Annotated in this window: 16 protein-coding genes and 1 pseudogene; all 17 read left to right on the top strand. The window is 66.3% G+C overall.

From position 1 onward, the window contains the following. Nucleotides 1-5: 5 nt before the first annotated feature. Entirely contained in the window at nucleotides 6-1088 is a 1083-nt protein-coding gene (locus BX591_RS33315) for a ferredoxin--NADP reductase (protein WP_111935567.1), read from the top strand. A gap of 66 nt (nucleotides 1089-1154) precedes the next feature. Next, on the top strand, nucleotides 1155-2840 hold the full coding sequence (locus BX591_RS33310) for a FadD3 family acyl-CoA ligase (RefSeq protein ID WP_111935566.1): 1686 nt from the start codon (nucleotides 1155-1157) through the stop codon (nucleotides 2838-2840). Nucleotides 2841-2916: 76 nt separating this feature from the next. Further along, nucleotides 2917-3813, top strand: a complete 897-nt coding sequence (locus BX591_RS33305) for a VOC family protein (protein WP_111935565.1) — start codon at nucleotides 2917-2919, stop codon at nucleotides 3811-3813. Nucleotides 3814-3819: 6 nt separating this feature from the next. Next, a complete protein-coding gene (locus tag BX591_RS33300; protein WP_111935564.1) occupies nucleotides 3820-4704 on the top strand; it encodes a CoA transferase subunit A in 885 nt (294 codons plus the stop codon). Between the two features lie 10 nt (nucleotides 4705-4714). After that, nucleotides 4715-5512, top strand: a complete 798-nt coding sequence (locus BX591_RS33295; RefSeq protein ID WP_111935563.1) for a CoA-transferase subunit beta — start codon at nucleotides 4715-4717, stop codon at nucleotides 5510-5512. Between the two features lie 8 nt (nucleotides 5513-5520). Further along, nucleotides 5521-6420, top strand: a complete 900-nt coding sequence (locus tag BX591_RS33290; RefSeq protein ID WP_176343150.1) for an enoyl-CoA hydratase — start codon at nucleotides 5521-5523, stop codon at nucleotides 6418-6420. Further along, nucleotides 6417-7499 carry an NAD(P)H-dependent flavin oxidoreductase gene (locus BX591_RS33285; RefSeq protein ID WP_111935562.1) on the top strand — a complete coding sequence of 361 codons (1083 nt, stop codon included), beginning with the start codon at nucleotides 6417-6419 and terminating at the stop codon, nucleotides 7497-7499. The genes BX591_RS33290 and BX591_RS33285 overlap by 4 nt, the downstream gene beginning before the upstream one ends. Before the next feature lie 41 nt (nucleotides 7500-7540). Beyond that, a complete protein-coding gene (locus BX591_RS33280; protein WP_111935561.1) occupies nucleotides 7541-8374 on the top strand; it encodes an enoyl-CoA hydratase family protein in 834 nt (277 codons plus the stop codon). Further along, nucleotides 8371-9552, top strand: coding sequence for an acyl-CoA dehydrogenase family protein (locus BX591_RS33275; RefSeq protein ID WP_111935560.1), 1182 nt, complete (start codon nucleotides 8371-8373; stop codon nucleotides 9550-9552). The genes BX591_RS33280 and BX591_RS33275 overlap by 4 nt, the downstream gene beginning before the upstream one ends. A gap of 72 nt (nucleotides 9553-9624) precedes the next feature. Continuing rightward, nucleotides 9625-10686 (top strand): acyl-CoA dehydrogenase family protein, encoded by a 1062-nt coding sequence (locus BX591_RS33270; protein WP_111935559.1) that lies wholly within the window; start codon nucleotides 9625-9627, stop codon nucleotides 10684-10686. Then, on the top strand, nucleotides 10686-11837 hold the full coding sequence (locus BX591_RS33265) for an acetyl-CoA C-acetyltransferase (RefSeq protein WP_111935558.1): 1152 nt from the start codon (nucleotides 10686-10688) through the stop codon (nucleotides 11835-11837). The genes BX591_RS33270 and BX591_RS33265 overlap by 1 nt, the downstream gene beginning before the upstream one ends. A gap of 38 nt (nucleotides 11838-11875) precedes the next feature. After that, nucleotides 11876-12751: an SDR family oxidoreductase gene (locus tag BX591_RS33260; protein WP_111935557.1), complete on the top strand. Its 876-nt coding sequence runs from the start codon at nucleotides 11876-11878 to the stop codon at nucleotides 12749-12751. 4 nt (nucleotides 12752-12755) lie between these two features. Next, the gene (locus tag BX591_RS33255; protein ID WP_111935556.1) at nucleotides 12756-14006 is read left to right on the top strand and encodes an acyl-CoA dehydrogenase family protein; all 1251 of its coding nucleotides are present in this window, start codon (nucleotides 12756-12758) and stop codon (nucleotides 14004-14006) included. Continuing rightward, entirely contained in the window at nucleotides 14006-15217 is a 1212-nt protein-coding gene (locus BX591_RS33250) for an acyl-CoA dehydrogenase family protein (protein ID WP_111935555.1), read from the top strand. The genes BX591_RS33255 and BX591_RS33250 overlap by 1 nt, the downstream gene beginning before the upstream one ends. Beyond that, the gene (locus BX591_RS33245) at nucleotides 15214-16017 is read left to right on the top strand and encodes an SDR family oxidoreductase (protein ID WP_111935554.1); all 804 of its coding nucleotides are present in this window, start codon (nucleotides 15214-15216) and stop codon (nucleotides 16015-16017) included. The genes BX591_RS33250 and BX591_RS33245 overlap by 4 nt, the downstream gene beginning before the upstream one ends. 11 nt (nucleotides 16018-16028) lie before the next feature. Continuing rightward, on the top strand, nucleotides 16029-16511 hold the full coding sequence (locus tag BX591_RS33240; RefSeq protein ID WP_111935553.1) for a MaoC family dehydratase: 483 nt from the start codon (nucleotides 16029-16031) through the stop codon (nucleotides 16509-16511). Nucleotides 16512-16548: 37 nt separating this feature from the next. Beyond that, a pseudogene (locus tag BX591_RS33235) lies at nucleotides 16549-17160 on the top strand (thiolase family protein); the annotation flags it as partial. Between the last annotated feature and the right edge of the window lie 236 nt (nucleotides 17161-17396).

Genomic DNA, 17396 nt, shown 5'->3' with positions numbered 1-17396 from the left:
CCGTCATGGCTGATGCGCGTTTTCACCGGCTCAAAGTGGCGGACGTGATCGCGGAGAGCGCCGACGCGCGCTCTTTCGTGTTCGACCTGCCGCAGGCGCTGCGCGAGGCGTTCAGCTATCGCCCGGGGCAGTTTCTGACGCTGAAGGTGCCGTGCGCCGAGGCGACCCTGCAGCGTTGTTATTCGCTGTCGAGCGCGCCGGGTATCGACCTCGCGCCGAAGATCACCATCAAGCGGGTGCGCGACGGCCGCGTGTCGAACTGGATGTGCGACAGCGTGCAGCCAGGCGACGAGCTCGATGTGATGGCGCCGGCGGGCGTCTTCACGCCGCGCTCGCTCGACGGCGATCTGCTGTTGTTCGCCGGCGGCAGCGGTATCACGCCGGTGCTGTCCATTCTGAAATCGGCGCTGGTGAATGGACGCGGCATGCTGACGCTGATCTATGCGAACCGCGACGCGCAGTCGGTGATTTTCGCCGATGAACTGCGGCAACTCGGGCAGCGGCACGCGGGGCGTTTGCGCGTGATTCACTGGCTCGATAGCGTGCAGGGCATTCCACAACAGCGTCATCTGGAAGAACTGGCGCGGCCGTGGAGCCAGCAGGATTGCTTTATCTGCGGACCGGCGCTGTTCATGGAGAACGCGTTGGCGGCGATGCTGGCGCTCGGCTTGCCGCGTGCGAAGGTGCATGTGGAGCGGTTTGTTTCGCTGCCGGATCTGCCGGCAGGCGAGCGTGGCGGCAACGGCGAACCCGGTGCTGCCACCCACGCGATCGGGCCGCCTGCCGTCGCCGCTACCGTTGTCACCACCGTCACCGCTGCCATCGAAACCCAACTCGACGGCGCCACCTTCCATCTCACCAGCGAGCCCGGCGAAACCCTGCTCGACGCGATGCTACGCGCCGATGTGCCCGCGCCGAACTCATGCCGCAGCGGCTTGTGCGGCGCCTGCATGTGCCGGGTGGTGGCAGGCAGCGTGACCCTGAACGCGAACCACGTGCTCGACGCAGGCGATCTCGCCGACGGCTGGACCCTCGCGTGCAGCGCGACCCCTGCCAGCGCGACGCTGCGCGTGGCTTTCCCCGACTAGGTTCGCGGCGCGCGGGCGCGTCATTCGTGCGTACGTGCGCCGCAAACCCTTTTCATCGAATTCATCATGACGCTGAACCACATTCTGACGACGCCCGCGTTGATCGCGCACGGCGCCGCGCGCCACGGCACGCGCACCGCCATCGAAACCGCGCAGGGCAACCTCAGCTACGCGCAACTCGACGCCGCCCGCATCACGGCGGCGCGCGCGCTGATCGGCTGCGGCATCCAGCCGGGCGAGCGCGTAGCGATCTGGGCGCCGAACGTGGCGTCATGGATCGTCGCGGCGCTGGCGATTCATAGCGCGGGCGCGGCGCTGGTGCCGATCAACACCCGCATGAAAGGCCTTGAAGCCGGGGCGATTCTGGAAGACAGCGGCGCGCGGCTGCTGTTCTGCTGCGGTACTTTCCTCGGCGATTCGTATCCGGCGATGCTGGCGCCGCACCGTCCTGCGTCGCTGGAGCGGATCGTCGTGTTCGACGGGGACGTGGAGCCCGGCGCCAGCAAGCATCACGGCCGCGACGAAAGCTGGGACGCGTTCCTGTTGCGCGCGGCCGGTACCTCGATGGAAACCTTCCGCAGCCGCGAAGCGACGGTCCGCCCCGATACGCTGATGGACATCATGTTCACGTCCGGCACCACGGGCCGCCCGAAAGGCGTGATGACCACGCACGGCCAGAATCTGCGCGCGGTCCACGACTGGGCGCAGATCGCGACGCTGCGCGGCAGCGATCGCTATCTGATCGTCAATCCGTTCTTTCATGCGTTCGGCTACAAGGCCGGCTGGCTCGCGGCGCTGGCGAGCGGCGCGACGATTTTGCCGCATCTGGTGTTCAACCCGGAGCGCGTGCTCGAACGGATCGTGCGCGACAAGGTGTCGGTTTTGCCGGGACCGCCCACGCTGTATCACGCGTTGCTCGACATGCCGGATCTGGCGGCGCGCGATCTGTCGTCGCTGAGGGTGGCGGTGACCGGCGCTGCGGCCATTGCGCCGAGCCTGATCGAAAGGATGCGCGCGCAACTGGGTTTCGACATGGTGCTGACAGGCTACGGCCTGACGGAATCGTGCGGATTCGCGACGCTGTGCCGGCGCGGCGACGACGCCGAAACCGTCGCGCACACCTCGGGCCGTGCAATGCCGGGCGTCGAAGTACGGATCGCCGATAGCAACGGCGCAGCACTCGCCACGGGCGAAACCGGCGAAGTGCAGATTCGCGGCTACAACGTGATGCAGGGCTATTTCGGTCAGCGCGACAACGCGACCGATACCGTTGACGCCGACGGCTGGCTGCACACCGGCGACCTCGGCACGCTCGACCTCAACGGTTATCTACGCATTACGGATCGCATCAAGGACATGTTTATCGTCGGCGGCTTCAACTGCTATCCGGCGGAGATCGAGCGGCTGTTCAGCGGGCATCCGGCGGTCGCGCAGGTGGCGCTGATCGGCGTACCCGACGAGCGGCTCGGCGAAGTAGGGCACGCGTTCGTCGTGCTGCGCGCGGGCGAGCACGCGAGCGTCGAGGAACTGACCGGGTGGGCGCGCAGGAACATGGCGAACTACAAGGTGCCGCGCTTTCTGTCGCTGGTCGAGCGTTTGCCGGTCAGTGCGGCGGGCAAGGTGCTCAAGTACCGTCTGCGCGAAGGGGCGGGAAATGACGCAGGGAGCGACGCTGGAAGCGATCCGAAAACCAACGCGGAAACCCGCGCCGTCAACCACGCCAAGACCCCGGAAAACAGCCCCGCAAGCTAGTCCCAACAGACGATGTAACCCCGCCCCCGCAGCGCCAGAATAAGCCTGACAACAACAGCTTCTGGAGGAGTCGGAGATGATCGAAGTGCGGGCTTTAGGCTACGTCGTCGTGCGGTCGGCCACGGTCGACAGATGGCGCGATTACGCCGACAACGTGCTGGGCATGCAGACGCAGAACGTCGCGAACGGCGCGCTGTATCTGAAGATGGACGAGCGCGATTTCCGCTATCTGATCGTGCCCGGCGATACCGATCGCTACTTCGCGTCCGGCTGGGAACTGGCCGACGCCGCGGCGCTCGACAATGCGATCCGCTCGCTCGAATTGTGTGGCGTGGAAGCGGTCCGCGCGAGCGCCGACGAAGTCGCGCTGCGCCGCGTGCAGGCGATGGTGTGGTGTGTCGATCCGTCCGGCAACCGGCACGAGTTTTTCTGGGGCATGCGTGCCGATTTCCGCCGTTTCGCGTCACCGCTCGGGGTGCCCGGTTTCGTCACCGGTGCGATGGGTCTCGGCCATACGGTGCTGCCCGCCCCGCAGTTCGACGCCACGGATTCGTTCATGCGCAACGTGATGGGCTTCGAGCTCTCGGACATCTTCCGCGTGCGCTTCACCGACGACCCTGCCGAACCCGAAAAGCGTATCCACTTTTTGCATTGCAAGAATGCGCGGCATCACAGCCTCGCGATCATGGAGATGGCGGTGCCGTCGGGCTGCATTCACGTCATGGCCGAAGTCGATTCCATGGACGAGGTGGGCCGCGCGCTCGACCGCGTCGCCGCGCAGGGCGTGAAGCTTTCCGCCACGCTCGGCCGTCATTGCAACGACCACATGACCTCGTTCTACATGAAGACGCCGGGCGGCTTCGATCTGGAGTACGGCTACGGCGGACTGACGGTCGACTGGGCGCAGCACAGCGTCTACGAAGCGACCCGCGTGAGTTTGTGGGGACATGACTTCAGCGTGGGATTCCGCTAGACCGATATGAAAACTCTCGACAAACAACTCAGCGCGCGCGACGTCGTCGCGCAACTCGCCGACGGCATGACGATCGGCATCGGCGGATGGGGTCCGCGCCGCAAACCGATGACGCTGGTGCGCGAAATCGTCCGCTCGGATCTGAAGGACCTGACGGTGGTCGCGTACGGCGGACCCGATGTCGGACTGCTGTGCGCGGCGGGCAAGGTGCGCAAGGTGGTGTTCGGTTTCGTCTCGCTCGACGTGATTCCGCTCGAGCCGCATTTTCGCCGGGCTCGCGAAGCCGGCGCGATCGACGTGCTGGAACTCGACGAAGGCCTGCTGCAACTCGGCCTGCGTGCAGCCGCCGCGCGTTTGCCGTTTCTGCCCACGCGGGTCGGGCTCGGCACCGATCTGCTGAAGCACGCGCCGCATCTGCGCACGGTGCAGTCGCCGTACGGCGGCGAGACCCTGCTCGCCATGCCCGCGCTCGAACTCGACGCCGCGCTGCTGCACGTGAATGCGGCGGACAAACTGGGCAACACGCGTATCGACGGCCCGGATCCGTTCTTCGACGCATGGTTCGCGCGGGCGGCGGCGAAATGCTTCGTCAGCAGCGAGACCGTAGTCGATTCGCTCGCCAGCAGCGACCTCGATCTCGCGCGCCGCAATACCTTCGAGCGTTCGCTCGTGACCGGCGTGGTGCAGGCGCCGTGCGGTGCGCATCCTACTTCGTGCGCGCCGGCTTACGGCTGGGATTTGCCGCACCTGAAGACGTATTGCGCGAGCGCCGAAGATGCGGCGCAAACCGCGGCTTATCTGCGCGATGTAGTGGGCGCCGACGAACCGGGCTATCTGCAACGCGCAGGCGGCCGGTCCCATGTGGCGGCTTTGCCGTTGCCGATTCTGTAATGGAGCGCAAATGAGCGACTCTCTCGATTATTCCCTTGCGGAACTGATGATCGCCGCCGCTGCGCGAGTCTGGCGCGACGACGGCGAAGTGCTGGCCACCGGCATCGGCACGGGGCCGCGCCTCGCGGCGGGTCTCGCGCGTCTGGCCTATAACGCCGGACTGATGCTGACCGACGGCGAGGCGTATCTGGTGGAAAGCCCCGTGCCGCTCGGGCCGCGTGAAGCGGGCTATCGCGTCGAGGCAAGCGGCTTGATGACCTACGAGCGCGTGTTCGATTGCGTCTGGCATGGCAGGCGTCATGCGCTGGTCATGCCGACGCAGATCGATCGCTTCGGCCAGGCCAACATCTCGTGGCTCGGCGACGACTACGCGCGCCCGAAAACGCAACTGCTCGGCGCGCGCGGTTTTCCAGGCAACAGCATCAATCACGCGAATTCGTTTTTCGTCAGCGGACATGGCAAGCGCACGTTCGTGGCCGGGGAAGTGGACATGGTGTGCAGCGTGGGCTACAACCCCGCGCGTGAAATTCCGGGCATGCGTGCGTTCACCGATCTGCGCAGCGTGATTACCGATCTGTGCGTGATGGACTTCGGCGGTGCGGATCACGCGGTACAGGTGCGCTCGCTGCATCCCGGCGTGAGCTTCGACGAAGTGCAGGAGCTGACCGGTTTCGCGCTGCTCGCGCACCCCGAGATGCAGGTGACGCCGCCGCCCACCGCGGACGATCTGCGCATCGTGCGCGCGCTCGACCCCCACAACCTGCGCGCCAGCGTCGTGCGCAATAACCCCGCGCCACGCAGCGCGTGAGGGACGTCATGTCGATCAATCCATCCACGGGTGCAGCCGACGCCGCCGACGAAGTTGTCGGCTATCGCGTGAGCGAGGGCATTGCGACCCTCACGATGAACCGCCCCGAGTATCACAACGCCCAGAACTCGAAGATGACGTACGCGCTCGACGCCGCGTTCAAACGCGCGTCCAACGACGACGCCGTCAAGGTCATCGTGCTGGCTGGCGCGGGCAAGCACTTTTCGGCGGGGCACGACATCGGCACGCCGGGCCGCGACATTCATCAATCGTTCGAGCGGACCTCGCTCTGGTACGACCATGTCGGCAAGGAAGGCGGCGAGTTTCTGTATGCCCGCGAGCAGGAGGTGTATCTCGGTATGTGCCGCCGCTGGCGCGATCTGCCCAAGCCGACCATTGCCATGGTGCAGGGCGCGTGTGTGGCGGGTGGTCTGATGCTGGCGTGGGTCTGCGATCTGATCGTCGCGTCCGACGATGCGTTCTTCTCCGATCCGGTCGTGCGCATGGGGATTCCTGGCGTCGAATATTTTGCGCATGCGTATGAGTTGAATCCGCGCATCGCGAAGGAATTTCTGTTCCTCGGTGAACGGATGGATGCGGCGCGCGCGTATCAGATGGGCATGGTGAACCGGGTCGTGCCGCGCGAACGTTTGCAGGACACCACCACGGAAATCGCCGCGAAGATCGCGCGCATGCCGCGGCTCGGATTGACGCTCACCAAGCAGGCGGTGAATCACGTCGAGGAATTGCAGGGCAAGCGCGCGGCCATGGACGCGGCCTTTGCCTGGCATCACTTCGCACATGCTCACAACGAACTGGTGAGCGGCGACAAGCTGGGCGGTTACGACGCCCGCAAGATGGCGGAGTCCCAACGCCCGGACGCGGCCGCAAACGGAGAAGCCGCATGACCGCCGCGCTGCACACGCCGCTGTGCGACCTGCTCGGCTGCCGCTATCCGATCGTGCAAACGGCAATGGGTTGGGTCGCCGACGCGCGGCTCGTCGCGGCCACCTGCAACGCGGGCGGCTTCGGTTTTCTCGCCGGCGCGACGCTCGAAGCCGAACGCGTGGAAGCGGAGATTCTGCGGGTGAAGGCACTGACGGACCAGCCGTTCGGCATCAACTTCCACATGTTCCAGCCGAACGCGGCGCAAGTCGTCGATCTGGCGATCAAACACAAGCTGCGCGCCGTGAGCTATGGCCGTGGACCTGACGCGAAGACGATCCGCCGTTTCAAGGACGCGGGCGTGATGTGCATTCCCACCGTCGGCGCGCCGAAACACGCGCAGAAAGCGGTGGAACTCGGCGCTGACGCAGTCACCGTACAAGGCGCCGAAGGCGGCGGTCACACCGGCTCGATACCCACCACGCTGCTGCTGCCGCGTGTGCTCGACGCCGTCAACGTACCGGTGATCGCCGCAGGCGGTTTTTTCGACGGACGCGGCCTCGCCGCCGCGCTCGGGTACGGCGCGGCCGGTATCGCAATGGGCACGCGCTTTCTGATGACCGAGGAATCGCCAGTGCCGCGCACGACGCTCGAACGCTACGTGGCCGTCGACGACCCCGCGCGCATTCGCGTCTCGGCCGCGCTCGACGGCTTGCCGCAACGCATGATCGACAACCCCTACCTGCTGCGTCTCGAAGCATTCGGGCCGTTGCGCCGCACGCTGTTCGCGCTGCGCACCGCCGAAGCGTGGCGTCGCCAGAGCGGCATGAGTGTCGCGCAAATGGCGTCGCTCGGTTTCAAGGCGTTGCGCGAGCACAGCTACACCGCGAGCCAGACGCTGATGGCCGCGAACGCGCCGTTTCTGATCCAGCGCGCGATCGTCGACGGCGAGCCGGACGACGGCGTGCTGCCGAGCGGCCAGGTGGCCGCGATGATCGGCTCGCTCGAGTCATGCGACAGCGTGATCGCACGCATTGTCGACGAAGCCTCGGCGCGGCTCGACACACTTGCCGCAATGCGCGGCATTCCGGTTCACGCGTGAGCCGGCCGCGTCTACAGACATCATTCACCAGGACGGAGACCATGACAGAACCCCTCGACAGCGTCCGCTCGCTGCCGTTCAGGCTTGAACGCGAAGGCGGTATCGGCGAGCTGGTGATCGATCAGCCGCCGGTCAATGCGCTCGACACGCGCGGCTGGCAGGCGCTGGCCGATGCGATCGACGCGCTCGGCCGCGACGACAGCGTGCACGTGATCGTGCTGCGCGGCGCGGGACGCGGCTTTTGCGCGGGCGTCGACATCAAGGAACTGGCCGCGCATCCGGAGCGGATCGTCGCGGTCAACGCCGGCAATTACGCGACCTTTCGCGCCGTGCACCGCAATCCGAAGCCGGTGATCGTCGCCGTGCACGGCTTCGTGCTGGGCGGCGGCATCGGTATCTGCGGCGCGGCGGACGTGATCGTCGCGTCCGACTGCGCGCGTTTCGGCGTGCCGGAAATCGATCGCGGCGCGATGGGCGGCGGCGCGCATTTGCAGCGCATGTTCGGCGTGCAGAAAGTGCGCGCAATGTATTTCACCGGCGACATGGTCGACGCCGCCGACGCCTATCGCCTCGGCGCGGTGGAACGCGTCGTGCCGCGCGAGCAGTTGCGCGACGCGGCGCTCGACTTGGCGCGCAAGATCGCCGCCAAGAGTCCCGCGATGCTGCAACTCGCGAAAGAGGCGCTGAACGGCGTGGAAGACGGCGACCTCGAAGACAAATACCGCTGGGAACAGGGCTTCACGCTGCAGGCGTATATGACGAACGATTCGGCCGAGGCGCGTTCGGCCTTCGTCGAGAAACGCGATGCGCAGTTCGATGCGGCTGCATCTAAAACCGAACCTAAAACCGAACCGCTAGCCGGAGCGCGCGCATGAAGCTCGACTACACGCCGGCGCAACGCGCGTTTCGCGCGGAGATTCGCGACTGGCTCGCCGCGCACGTGCCGCGCGAGCCGCTGCCGAGCTTCGACACCGAAGCCGGTTTCGCCGCGCACCGCGCGTGGGAACGCACGCTGCATTCGGGCCGCTGGAGCATGGTGACGTGGCCGCGCGAACTGGGCGGACGCGGCTGCGATCTGATCGAGTGGCTGATCTTCGAAGAAGAATACTGGCGCGCCGATGCACCGATGCGTGTGAATCAGAACGGCATTTTCCTGCTCGGTCCTACGTTGATGGATTTCGGCACACCCGAGCAGAAAGCTCGCTTTCTGCCGGCCATGGCCGCCGGCGAGCATGTGTGGGCGCAAGGCTGGTCCGAGCCGAACGCGGGCTCGGATATGGCCGCGATTCGCGCGAGCGCGATCCGTACCGAGGGTGGCGCGGGCAACGAATACATCCTCAACGGCCAGAAAATCTGGTCGACGCGCGCGGTCTGGGCCGACTGGCTGTTCGGCCTGTTTCGCAGCGACGCGCAATCCACCCGCCACCACGGGCTGACTTTCCTGATGGTGCCGCTGTCGACACCCGGCATCACCGTGCGGCCGATCCGGCAGTTGAACGGCCACACGGGTTTCGCGGAAATCTTTTTCGACGACGTGCGCGTGCCGGTCGACAACCGTCTGGCGGGCGAAGGCATGGGCTGGCAAGTGGCGATGGCAACCGCCGGCTTCGAACGCGGCCTGATGCTGCGTTCGCCCGCACGTTTTCAGCGCACCGCCGAAGCGTTGCGCGATCTGTACCTCGCACATCGCGCCGAGGCCGACCGCGATCCCACCTTGCGCGAGCGCGTGAGCGCCGCATGGATGGACGCGCAGGCGTACGCGCTGTCGACCTATGCCACCGCCAGCCGTCTGCAGAAGGGCGGCCATATCGGCGCGGAGTCGAGCACCAACAAGGTGTTCTGGTCCGAACTCGATCTGCGCATGCATCAGACCGCGCTCGACATTCTCGGCGCGCGCGCCGAGGTGGTGCCGCAAACGCGCGAGCAGCATGCCGCGCTCGGCAACTGGCTCGACGGCTTTCTGTTCGCGCAGGCCGGGCCGATTTACGCGGGCACCAACGAGATCCAGCGGAACATCGTCGCTGAACGGATGCTGGGCATGCCGCGCTCGTGATGCCGGTGCGAAGCGCCGCCGGCCGCCGCAACGAGCCCGCTTGCGGGCGCTTAAAGGATTGAGCGAGGAACTATGGATTTCGTATTCAACGAGGATCAGGAAGCGCTGGAAAGCAGTGTCCGGCGTTTTCTCATGACGGAGATGACGCCAGAACTGATCCGCGAGTTGTGGCACACGCCGACGGGTCGCTCGGACGCGCTGTGGCAGATGATCGCCGCGCAAGGCTTGACGGCGGTGTCGGTGCCCGAGACTCACGACGGCCTCGGTCTCGGCGAAGTGGAATGGTCGCTGCTCGCGCAGACCTACGGTTACTTCGCCGGACCCGAGCCCCTGCTCGATACGGCGCTGGTGGCCGTGGGCCTGCTCGCCGGTCTACCCGCGAGCGAAGCGCGCGACGCGTTGTTGCGCGATATCGCGGCGGGCTCGGCGCGGGTGGCGATTGCGCATCCGGTGAATCCGTATGTCGCCGACGCGCACGTCGCGCAGGTTTTGCTGGCCGAGCACGGCGGTGAATTGCATTGGCTCACGCCGCATGCGTGCCGCCTGAACGCGGTGGAAAGCGTCGATCCTTCGCGGCGTTTGTTCGAAGTCGAATGGACGCCTTGTGACGCGACGCGAGTGGCCTCGCGCGAAACGGCCGCGCCGCTGCTGGCCGGCGCGCTGGATCGCGGCGCGTTCGCCGTCGCCGCGCAATTGCTCGGCCTGACGCAGCGCGTGCTCGACGTCGCGATCGACTATAGCGCGCAGCGCAAGCAGTTCGGCAAGCCGATCGGCTCGTATCAGGCGCTCAAGCATCTGCTCGCCGACGTCGCGATTCGCTACGAGTTCGCGCGGCCGGTGGTGTATCGCGCGGCGTACGCGATTGCCGACAACGACCCGCAACGCGCGCTGTACGTTTCTCACGCGAAGCTCGCGGCCACCGCCGCCGCGCAGCTCGCCGCGCGCCACGCCATGCAGGTACATGGCGCGATCGGCTACACGTGGGAACTCGATCTGCAAATTTTCATGAAACGCATCTGGGCGCTCGCGAATAGCTGGGGCGACACGACGTTTCACAAGGCTCGCGTCGCCGCTGCGCTGATCGAGGATCGCGCACCGATCGGGCCGGCCCGTACTTTCGAACTGGAGTCGTGATGAGACAGGCTTATATCGTCGACGCGCTGCGCACGCCGACCGGCCGCCGCAAAGGCGGCCTTGCACAGGTGCACGCCGCGGACCTCGGCGGCTTCGTGCTGCGCGAACTGGTGGCGCGCAACGCGATTCCCGCCGACGACTACGACGACGTGGTGTTCGGCTGCGTCGATACGATCGGGCCGCTGGCGGGCAATATCGCGCGCACCTGCTGGCTTGCCGCCGGTCTGCCGCTGACGGTGCCGGGCGTGACGGTGGACCGGCAGTGCGGATCGTCGCAACAGGCCGTGCATTTCGCCGCGCAGGCGGTGATGAGCGGCACGCAGGACGTGGTGGTCGCGGGTGGCGTGCAGACCATGACGCAGATTCCGATTTCTTCGGCGATGACGGCGGCCGTGCCGCTCGGTTTCAGCGATCCGTTCTCCGGCAGCATCGGCTGGCGCGCGCGGTTCGGCGACGCGCCGGTCTCGCAGTTTCATGCGGCGCAGCGGATCGCGGATCACTGGAATCTGTCGCGCGAGGCCATGGAACGGTACGCGCTCGAAAGTCACCGGCGTGCGCTGGCGGCGATCGAGGGCGGCTATTTCGCACGTGAAATCGCGCCGTTCGCGGGCGTCGTGCATGACGAAACGCCGCGCAAGGACACCACGCTCGCGAAAATGGCATCGCTCGAACCGCTGATGCCCGGTGGCGCGCTGACGGCCGCCGTTTCCAGCCAGACGTGCGATGCGGCCGCCGCATTGCTGATCGTTTCCGAAGACGCGCTCAAGCGTTACGGCCTGACGCCGCGTGCCCGGATTCATCACCTGAGCGTGCTCGGCGACGATCCGCTGTGGATGCTCACCGCGCCGATTCCCGCGACCCGTCATGCGCTGAAAAAAGCGGGCCTGACGCTGGACGATATCGATGTGGTCGAACTCAACGAGGCGTTTGCGTCGGTCGCGCTGGCCTGGCTCGCCGAAATGCGTTATCCGCACGAACGCACCAATCCGAATGGCGGCGCGATCGCGCTGGGTCATCCGCTCGGCGCAACGGGGGCGCGGCTGATGACCAGTCTGCTGCATGAACTCGAACGCACGCAGGGCCGCTATGGCCTGCAAACCATGTGCGAAGGCGGCGGCCTCGCCAACGTCACGATTATCGAGCGCCTGTAAGCGGGAACCAGGCACATCACTGTCTACGAGGATCAAGCATGGGAATCTGCAACGGCCGCACGGTGATTATCACCGGCGCGGGAGGCGGCTTGGGCCGCGAATATGCACTGGCGTATGCCGCCGAAGGCGCGGCGGTAGTGGTCAACGATATTCGCGAGGACGCCGCGCAAGCGGTCTGCGACGAGATCGCGCGGGCAGGCGGACGCGCGCTCGCCAACGCGGACGACATTACGCGCATGGATACCGCGCAACGGATTGTCGATGCCGCGCACGGGGCGTTCGGCGAGATTCATGTGCTGGTGAACAACGCGGGCATTTGCCGCGACCGGATGTTCGCCAGCATGAGCGAAACCGATTGGGACGACGTGATGCGCGTCCATCTGCGTGGCCATTTCTGCATGGCGCAGTTGCTGGCGCGCGAATGGCGCGAGGCGTCGAAGGCGGGCGCCGAGGTAGACGCGCGGATCGTCAACACGAGTTCCGGCGCGGGCTTGCAAGGCTCGATCGGACAGGCGAACTATGGCGCGGCCAAGGCCGCCATCGCGGCGCTTACGCTGATGCAGGCCGCCGAGCTGCAACGCTACGGTGTTCGCGTGAACGCGCTGGCGCCGGCCGCGCGCACGTCGATGACCGAAGGCGTGTTCGCCGACATGATGAAGAAGCCCGCTGATGGCTTCGACTACTTCGATCCCGCCAACGTCGCGCCGTTGGTGGTGTGGCTCGGCAGCGCCGCGTCGCGCGAGGTGACCGGCCAGGTGTTCGAGGCCGCGGGCGGCATGATCGCGGTGGCCGAAGGTTGGCGCACCGGCCCGAGCATCGACAACGGCGCGCGCTGGAACGTCGCGCAAATCGGCGGCGCGGTCGCCGCGCTGGTCGCGCAGCGCGAGCCCGCACAGCGCGTCTACGGAAGCTGATGCGATGAACCTCGCTCTTTCCGAAGAACAGATCATGATTCGCGACGCGGCGGCCGAGGTGCTAGCCGAGCACAGCGCGTCGGCAGCGGTGCGGCAGGCGATCGAACAGGGCGCGGGTCGTGATGAGGCGCTGTGGCGCACGATCGCGGGCGAACTCGGCTGGTGCGCGCTCACAGTGCCGGAAGACGCGGGCGGCGCCGGTCTGGGCGCGACGGAACTGGTGCTGCTGATGGAGCAACTGGGCCGGCGGCTCGCGTGCGTGCCGTACTTCGGCACCGTCTGTCTGGCGGCGACGGCGTTGGCGATGCTGGGCCACGGCGTGGGCGATGCAGAGGCAGCGCGTGAGCACCTCGCACGGATCGCGAGCGGTGAATTGAGCGCCACGCTCGCGTTGCCGGTTTCGGCGGGTTCCGGATTCGACTTCGATGCGCGCACGGCCCCGCTGCACGCGGAAGAAACCGGCGGCGGTTACCGTCTGTCCGGCACACTCGATCAGGTGATCGATGGCGCGAGCGCCGAACTGCTACTGGTGCCGGCGCGGGTTGCCAACGAAGCCCAGACGCTCGCGCTGTTCGAGCTGCGTGGCGTGGACATCGTGGGGCTGACGCGCACGCCGCTCGTCACGCTCGATGCGACGCGTCCCCTCGCGCGGCTCGACCTGCATGACGTCGAACTGCCGCGTTCCGCCGTTCTGGCTCGTGGCCGCGAAGCCGAACGCGTGCTCTCGCACACTGCCTGGTTCGCCGCGCTGGCGCTCGCCGCCGAACAGGTCGGCGGCGCACAGCAATGCCTCGATCTCACGCTGGCCTACACCGCGGATCGTGTGCAATTCGGCCGCGCGATCGCATCGTTTCAGGCCGTCAAACACCGCTGCGCGCAGATGCTGGTCGAGATCGAAGCCAGCCGTTCTGTCGTTCTAGGTGCGGCGCAAGCGTGGGATCAGGCGAGCTCCGCTGCATCACTTGACGCGGATGTCTTCGCGGATGTTGCCGCAGCCAAAGCGACCGCCAACGACGCGTTCCGCTTCTGCGCGCAGGAAGCGATCCAGTTGCACGGCGGGGTCGGTTTCACCTGGGAATACGACCCGCAGTTGTATTTCAAACGGGCTCAGGCGTCGAGCGCGCTATTCGGCACGAGTTCGCAAATGTTGTCGTGGATCGCGCAACGACTCGTGGATCGCCGCGATCCGCAGTCCGGGGCACCTGCCGACGCGCACGGCGACCACGCGCAAAACGTGCTTGCGGGAGTGCTGTGATGAATAGCGAAACACACTACGAGCGCTTGCGCGTCGAAGTCGCCGACTGGATGCGCACGCATCTGACGGGCCAATTCGCGTGCCTGAAATACCGAGGTGGTCCCGGCGACGAAGACGCCTATCCGGCGCTGCGCAAGCAATGGGAACGCGAACTGGCGGACGGCGGCTGGACGGGACTGGGCTGGCCCTCGAGCGAAGGCGGCCGCGCCTTCACGGTCGCGCAGCAGGTGATTTTCCACGAGGAATACGCGCGCGCCGGCGGCCCCGGCCGCATGGGACATATCGGCGAAGGCCTGCTCGGCCCGACGCTGATTGCCTGCGGCACCGACGATCAGCGCAAGCGTTTCCTGCCCGGTATCCTGAACGGCACGCAGTTCTGGTGTCAGGGTTATTCGGAACCCGGCGCGGGCTCCGATCTCGCGAACATCCGCACTCGCGCGGTTCGCGACGACCAGGGCAACTGGCGCATTCATGGCCAGAAAGTCTGGACCTCGCTCGCGCACGATTCCGACTGGATCTTCGTCGTTGCGCGTACCGATCCTGATTCGCGCGGCAATCGCGGTCTTTCCTTCCTGCTGCTGCCGCTCGATCAACCCGGTGTCGAGATCCGCCCGATCCGGCAGATGAACGGCGGCGCGGAATTCAACGAGGTGTTCTTCGACGGCGCACTCGCCGCTGCAGACGATCTCGTCGGCGCTCCGGGCGACGGTTGGCGCATTGCGATGACCTTGCTCGGTTTCGAACGCGGCATGTCCACGCTCGGCCAGCAGATGCAGTTCATCCGCGAACTCGACTGGGTGATCGACGCCGCTCACGAGACGGGCGTTGCGCACGATCCCGTGATCGGGCAGCGGATCGCGCGGGCGTGGGCGGGCTTGCGCGTGATGCGCTACAACGCGCTGCGCATGCTGGCCGGCGCCGACGATGCCAACACGGCAAACGCGGCCGCCGCCAGCGCATTGGGCCGCGAGGCGCTGATCTACAAGTACTACTGGTCCAACTGGCACCGCGAACTCGGCCAGCTGGCCATGGACGTGCTCGGGCCGAACGCGAACGTGCTCGCCGCCGACGACGCAAAACGCAGCCGTCTGCAAGGCGTTTTCCTGTTCTCGCGCGCCGACACGATCTACGCGGGCACCAACGAAATCCAGCTCAACATCATGGCCGAGCGCGGGCTCGGCATGCCGAAAGAACCCAGAGGAACGCTATGAACGAGTCTCAAACGGTGCGCAGCGCGCCCGCGTATGTGCCGGGTCATCAGTTGTTGGCGGGCAAGTCGGTGCTGATTACCGCCGCCGCCGGCGTGGGCATCGGCTTCGCCGCCGCGAAGCGCTCGGCGGAAGAGGGCTGCCGTGCGCTGTTTATCTCCGACATCCACGAACGGCGGCTGGCGCAAGCGGTCGAGACGCTGCGCGCCGAAACCGGATTGCAGGCCATTTACGGGCGCCTGTGCAACGTCTCGGTGGAAGAGGATGTGCGCGCGCTGGTGGCCGAGGCCGAGGACAAGCTGGCGGGCGTCGACGTGCTGATCAACAACGCCGGGCTCGGCGGCGCGCGCCGCATCGTCGAAATGGACGATGCCGAATGGTCGCGCGTGATCGACATTAGCCTCACCGGCACGTTCCGGATGACGCGGGCGATGTTGCCGCACATGCAGCAGCGCGGCCATGGCGTGATCGTCAACAACGCGTCGGTGCTCGGCTGGCGCGCGCAGGCGGAACAGGCGCATTACGCGGCGGCGAAGGCCGGGGTCATGGCGTTGACGCGCTGCGCGGCACTCGAGGCCGCGCCGTACGGCGTGCGCATCAACGCAGTGGCACCGAGTATTGCGTTGCACGATTTTCTGAAGAAGTCGGCTTCGGCCGACCTGCTCGATCAACTGGCGTCGCGTGAAGCATTCGGACGCGCCGCCGAAGTGTGGGAGGTGGCGAACGTGATGGTCTTTCTCGCAAGCGACTACGCGTCGTACATGACCGGCGAAGTGCTGTCGGTCAGCAGCCAGCACGCGTGATGGAGCGCGCCATGGCCGAGGTCGGCGGCGACCCGCAACCCGCGCGCGTGTTCGCGCATCCCGGCGAACTGATCGCGGCGGTGGGGCAAGTGCTTGGCGAAAGCGCGTGGCTACAAGTCGATCAAACGCGGATCGACCGTTTTGCCGACGCAACGCTCGATCATCAATGGGTCCATGTGGATGCCGAACGTGCCCGGCACGGTCCATTCGGCGCGTGCATCGCGCACGGCTTCCTCACGCTCGCGCTGGTCAATTTCTTTTTGCCGCAAATCGTGCGCATCGACGGCGCGCGGCTCGGCGTCAATTACGGCTGCGACAAGATCCGCTTTCCCGCGCCGGTGCGCGTCGGCGCGCGGCTTCGCGGCGTCGGCCAGTTGCTGCGCGCCGAAGCGTTCGAGGGCGGCGTGCAGGCGTGGATTCGCGTCACCGTGGACATTGACGGCGAGTCCAAACCCGGCTGCGTGGCCGACACCATCAGCCGTTACTACCTGTAGCCATTCGTAGCAGTAGAACCCGTAGAGGAAATAGCTCATGAACGAAGCGGTCATCGTATCGGTTGCACGCACACCGATCGGCAAAGCGTATCGCGGCGTGTTCAACGATACCGAAGCGCCCGCGTTAGGCGGCCATGTGGTGCGTGCGGCACTGGAGCGCGCGCAACTCGACGGCGCGGAGATCGACGACGTGCTGATGGGGTGCGCTGCGCAGCAGGGCACCCAGGGTTACAACATCGGCCGGCTGTCGGCCGCCGCGGCGGGGTTGCCGTCGTCGGTGCCGGGCATGGCGATGGACCGCATGTGCTCGTCGGGCCTGATGACGATTGCGAGCGCCGCGCAAGGCATTTTGTGCGGCGACGCGAAGATCGTGGTGGCGGGCGGCGTCGAGTCGATCACGCTTACGCAGAACAAGTACAAGAACAGCTATCGCTCACGCTCCGAAGCGGTGCTCGCGCATCAACCCGCCGCCTACATGGCGATGATCGAAACGGCCGAGGTTGTTTCGCGCCGCTACGGCATTACGCGCGAAGCCCAGGACGAGTATGCGTTGACGAGTCAGCAGCGCACGGCGGACGCGCAAGCGGCGGGGCGCTTCGACGACGAAATCGTACCGCTCGACGTGCAACGCGCGCTGTTCGATAAAGAAGCAGGCTGTGTGGAAACCCGATGAGATTGCAATGCGACGCATGATTGCTGACCGCCGCAGTGCGTTTGGTTGCCTTTTCGGCCATCAATGGGACGACGAGACTGCGAGCCTCTCCAACGCGTTCCAGACGAGTTTATGGCTTTTTTTCAGGGCCTAAAGGGGTTCTCACGCACCCACCAGCCGCATCGCCTTCATTGTCTTTTTAAAGCCCAGGATTCTCAGCACTCGCGTGAGAT

This window comes from Paraburkholderia bryophila (assembly GCF_003269035.1).
Classification (GTDB): domain Bacteria; phylum Pseudomonadota; class Gammaproteobacteria; order Burkholderiales; family Burkholderiaceae; genus Paraburkholderia; species Paraburkholderia bryophila.
Note: the sequence above shows the minus strand (reverse complement) of the source record. Positions and strands in the feature narration are given on the sequence as shown.

Coding starts and splice junctions, on each gene's coding strand:
- BX591_RS33260 (WP_111935557.1), top strand. CDS start 11,876: ATGGGAATCTGCAACGGCCGCACGGTGATTATCACCGGCGCGGGAGGC.
- BX591_RS33280 (WP_111935561.1), top strand. CDS start 7,541: ATGACAGAACCCCTCGACAGCGTCCGCTCGCTGCCGTTCAGGCTTGAA.
- BX591_RS33275 (WP_111935560.1), top strand. CDS start 8,371: ATGAAGCTCGACTACACGCCGGCGCAACGCGCGTTTCGCGCGGAGATT.
- BX591_RS33295 (WP_111935563.1), top strand. CDS start 4,715: ATGAGCGACTCTCTCGATTATTCCCTTGCGGAACTGATGATCGCCGCC.
- BX591_RS33245 (WP_111935554.1), top strand. CDS start 15,214: ATGAACGAGTCTCAAACGGTGCGCAGCGCGCCCGCGTATGTGCCGGGT.
- BX591_RS33250 (WP_111935555.1), top strand. CDS start 14,006: ATGAATAGCGAAACACACTACGAGCGCTTGCGCGTCGAAGTCGCCGAC.
- BX591_RS33240 (WP_111935553.1), top strand. CDS start 16,029: ATGGCCGAGGTCGGCGGCGACCCGCAACCCGCGCGCGTGTTCGCGCAT.
- BX591_RS33305 (WP_111935565.1), top strand. CDS start 2,917: ATGATCGAAGTGCGGGCTTTAGGCTACGTCGTCGTGCGGTCGGCCACG.
- BX591_RS33315 (WP_111935567.1), top strand. CDS start 6: ATGGCTGATGCGCGTTTTCACCGGCTCAAAGTGGCGGACGTGATCGCG.
- BX591_RS33290 (WP_176343150.1), top strand. CDS start 5,521: ATGTCGATCAATCCATCCACGGGTGCAGCCGACGCCGCCGACGAAGTT.
- BX591_RS33310 (WP_111935566.1), top strand. CDS start 1,155: ATGACGCTGAACCACATTCTGACGACGCCCGCGTTGATCGCGCACGGC.
- BX591_RS33300 (WP_111935564.1), top strand. CDS start 3,820: ATGAAAACTCTCGACAAACAACTCAGCGCGCGCGACGTCGTCGCGCAA.
- BX591_RS33255 (WP_111935556.1), top strand. CDS start 12,756: ATGAACCTCGCTCTTTCCGAAGAACAGATCATGATTCGCGACGCGGCG.
- BX591_RS33265 (WP_111935558.1), top strand. CDS start 10,686: ATGAGACAGGCTTATATCGTCGACGCGCTGCGCACGCCGACCGGCCGC.
- BX591_RS33285 (WP_111935562.1), top strand. CDS start 6,417: ATGACCGCCGCGCTGCACACGCCGCTGTGCGACCTGCTCGGCTGCCGC.
- BX591_RS33270 (WP_111935559.1), top strand. CDS start 9,625: ATGGATTTCGTATTCAACGAGGATCAGGAAGCGCTGGAAAGCAGTGTC.